General features: G+C 61.6%; 4 protein-coding genes. All 4 read left to right on the top strand.

The annotated features are described in order from the left end of the window. A partial coding sequence (locus tag AC1DUU_RS26310; RefSeq protein WP_476786305.1) for a pyridoxal phosphate-dependent aminotransferase occupies nucleotides 1-990 on the top strand: 990 nt, incomplete at its 5' end. A 268-nt stretch (nucleotides 991-1,258) separates the two neighbouring features. Beyond that, complete coding sequence (locus AC1DUU_RS26305) at nucleotides 1,259-1,606, top strand: hypothetical protein (RefSeq protein WP_476786304.1); 348 nt, start codon at nucleotides 1,259-1,261, stop codon at nucleotides 1,604-1,606. Between the two features lie 123 nt (nucleotides 1,607-1,729). Then, nucleotides 1,730-1,900: a type II toxin-antitoxin system antitoxin gene (locus AC1DUU_RS26300; protein WP_476786303.1), complete on the top strand. Its 171-nt coding sequence runs from the start codon at nucleotides 1,730-1,732 to the stop codon at nucleotides 1,898-1,900. 197 nt (nucleotides 1,901-2,097) lie between these two features. After that, nucleotides 2,098-3,624, top strand: a 1,527-nt coding sequence (locus AC1DUU_RS26295) for an MFS transporter (protein ID WP_476786302.1), incomplete at its 3' end; no start/stop codon positions are given.

Below are 3,624 nucleotides of genomic sequence, written 5' to 3'. Positions count from 1 at the left end.
CCCTTGCGCGAGGCCATTGCCAGGAAGTTCAAGCGCGAGAACAATCTCGACTACAAGCCGGAGCAGACAATCGTCGGCACCGGCGGCAAGCAGATCCTGTTCAACGCCTTCATGGCGACGCTGAACCCCGGCGACGAAGTCGTCATCCCCCGCCCCTACTGGGTCAGCTATCCCGAAATGGTGGCGATCTGCGGCGGCACGCCGACTTTTGCCGAGACCAGCATCGACAACGGCTTCAAGCTGACGGCGCCCGCACTCGAAAAGGCAATCACGCCGAAGACGAAGTGGCTGGTGATGAACTCGCCGTCGAACCCGTCGGGCGCGGCCTATAGCGAGGCCGAGCTGCGCGCCATCGCCGACGTGTTGCTGCGCCACCCGCATGTCTGGGTGCTGACCGACGACATGTACGAGCACCTGACCTATGGTGATTTCGTCTTCAAGACCATCGCCGAGGTCGAGCCGAAGCTCTACGACCGCACGCTGACCATGAACGGCGTGTCGAAAGCCTATGCCATGACCGGCTGGCGCATTGGCTATGCGGCTGGCCCGATCCAATTGATCAAGGCGATGGACATGATCCAGGGGCAGCAGACCTCCGGCGCCTGCACCATCGCGCAATGGGCGTCGGTCGAAGCACTCAACGGTCCGCAGGATTTCATCGCCAAGAACAAGGCGATCTTCCAGAACCGCCGTGACCTCGTCGTGTCGATGCTCAACCAGGCGCGCGGCATCACCTGCCCCTCGCCCGAGGGCGCATTCTACGTCTATCCGTCCTGCGCCGGACTGATCGGCAAGAAGACCCAAGCGGGCGTCGTTATCGACGGCGACGAAACCTTCTGCAGCGAACTGCTTGAAGCCGAAGGCGTGGCAGTGGTGTTCGGTTCGGCTTTTGGCCTCGGCCCCAATTTCCGCATCTCCTACGCAACTTCCGAAGCACTTCTGGAAGAAGCATGCACGCGCATCCAGCGCTTCACCGCGTCGCTGACCTGAACGCGGCCGTCTGAAACGATCGAAAAACCCGGCTCCGGCCGGGTTTTTCTTTGCCGACTGGGCGAATCGACCTGGGCTTGCTACGGTTTCCTTACGGGAATGGTTAATTCTCATACGGTGTTATACATTTGCATATTGCCGTTCCGGCCCAAACTCTGTTAATCTAGTGCAAATATATCCGCCGCCGTCGGCGGGGGTATGTATAGAGATCCAGAGGCAGCAATTGTATCGAGCCAAACAGCGGCAGCAGGGGCGAAGGAGCACAAGTTTGCTCGCGCACTTGTTCTTTCTGCTGTTGCCGGTAATTGCTGCGCTGGGCGGCTCGGTTGCATCGAGCCAGGCTCACCTGATCGAGCACGACTCCGTTGTGCAAGTGTCGGCACCAGGCCCTGTCTATCAGGACACCGGTGGCCCACTGGCGCTGCTTGCTTGCGGCGACACCTGCATCACTTTAGCCGAGTGCAGCACCGACGGCACCGAAGACAGCGCATTACCGCGCATCGCCCATTCCCGGCCTATTGCCGAGATCGATATTTCTGTACCTTCAATCGATCCGCTCTTCAGCTTTTTGCGTGACAGAACGAGTGCGCCTCGCGCACCCCCAGCCCAGGTCTAACGGCGCAAAGCGCCCCACCTGCGCCGCCTGACCGGTCGACACGCGACCACGACAGCAAGTTCGTCGCTACTCCGGTCATCCTCCCACGGGACTAAACGTCCCGACAGAATTTCAGGAATTGCCATGTCCAAGACTCATCCACTCGGATTCCGCATTGAACGCGACCTCAAGGAAGCGCTCATCAAGGCGGCCAAGGACGACCACCGCTCGGTGTCGTCGATGGTCGAAATCATCATCGCCCGGTGGCTGCGCGATCGCGGCTATCTCGTCGAAAAGGAAGAACGGGCGGCTTGAGCCCCCCTCTTCTGAGAATGCCCGACGGCGCGGAAACCCGCCGCCGGGCGCCCGTCTACGACTAAGGTCATAATCCCAAAGCAGCGATGGAAAACGCCCGCCTCCCGGCGTTATCACTTCAACGTCGTTACGTCAGGCGGATTCCCGGAGCACAGTCTCCAGGCACATACCGCCGGCACTCTGGGAGGAGACAAATTATGGCAATCTCGGCAACCGCCGACGCCCGCAGGCGCAGCATGACGCGAGAAGAGAAGAAGGTCATCTTCGCTTCGTCGCTCGGCACCGTTTTCGAATGGTACGATTTCTACCTTTACGGTTCGCTCGCAGCCTTCATCGGCGCGACCTTCTTCAGCCAATATCCTGAAGCCACACGCAACATCTTCGCACTTCTGGCCTTCGCCGCCGGCTTCTTGGTGCGCCCCTTCGGCGCGCTCGTCTTCGGCCGCATCGGCGATCTCGTTGGCCGCAAATACACCTTCCTGGTCACCATCCTGATCATGGGCCTGTCGACCTTCTTCGTCGGCCTGCTGCCCGGCTCGGCCACGATCGGCATTGCTGCCCCGGTCATCCTGATCGCACTGCGCATGCTGCAGGGCCTGGCGCTCGGCGGTGAATATGGCGGTGCTGCGACCTATGTCGCCGAGCACGCCCCCGACGACCGTCGCGGCTACTACACCTCGTGGATCCAGACCACCGCGACACTCGGCCTGTTCCTGTCGCTGGTCGTCATCCTGGTGGTACAGACCTGGCTCGGCAAGGAAGCCTTCGCCGCCTGGGGCTGGCGCATTCCGTTCCTGCTGTCGTTCATCCTGCTCGGCATCTCGGTGTGGATTCGTCTGTCCCTGTCGGAATCGCCGGCCTTCCAGCGCATGAAGGAAGAAGGCAAGGGCTCCAAGGCACCGCTGTCGGAAGCCTTTGGTCAGTGGAAGAACGCCAAGATCGCCCTGCTCGCGCTGTTCGGCCTCACCGCCGGCCAGGCCGTTGTCTGGTACTCGGGCCAGTTCTACGCGCTGTTCTTCCTGCAGAACGTGCTCAAGGTCGACGCCCAGGCGGTCAACATCATGGTCGCGATTTCGCTTCTGCTCGGCACCGGCTTCTTCGTGCTGTTTGGCTGGCTGTCCGACAAGATCGGCCGCAAGCCGATCATCATGGCTGGCCTGGCACTCGCCATCGTCACCTACTTCCCGCTGTTCAAGGCGCTGACCTGGGCCGCAAACCCCGCTCTCGCCACCGCCCAGCAGAACGTTCGCGCCACCGTCACTGCCGCTCCTGGCGACTGCAAGTTCCAGTTCAACCCGGTAGGCACAGCGAAATTCACCACCTCTTGCGATATCGCGACATCGTTCCTGACCAAGAACTCGGTTCCTTACGACGTCGTCACCACGGCTGCGGCGGGTACCGCGGCCAGCGTCAAGATCGGCAACGAGACCGTCGAATCCTATGACGCGATCGCTGCCGGCGACACCGCCAAGGCCAAGGACGCAGCCTTCATCAAGGCTGTCAACATCGCCCTTCACGACGGCGGCTATCCGCTTGTCCGTGGTGCGAGCAAGGTTGCGGAACAGAAGCTCGACGCCTTCATCGCCGCCAACCCCGAGCTCAAGCTCGACGCCGCCGCCATCCGCGCCGGTGAAAAGGTATCGGTCCCGGCCGCCCAGGCGATCAAGGACAAGATCGTCACCGCCGAAGAGGCAGTCGGCGCTCCGGAGGTCGGCTTCTTCAAC

Source organism: Aminobacter sp. P4_H6_2, from assembly GCF_056400805.1.
The sequence above is the reverse complement of the archived record's forward strand: the minus strand, read 5'-3'. Positions and strand labels throughout refer to the sequence as shown.

What these genes read in the sequence shown, in the direction of transcription:
- AC1DUU_RS26300 (WP_476786303.1), top strand. Translation starts at nt 1,730, where the DNA reads ATGTCCAAGACTCATCCACTCGGATTCCGCATTGAACGCGACCTCAAG.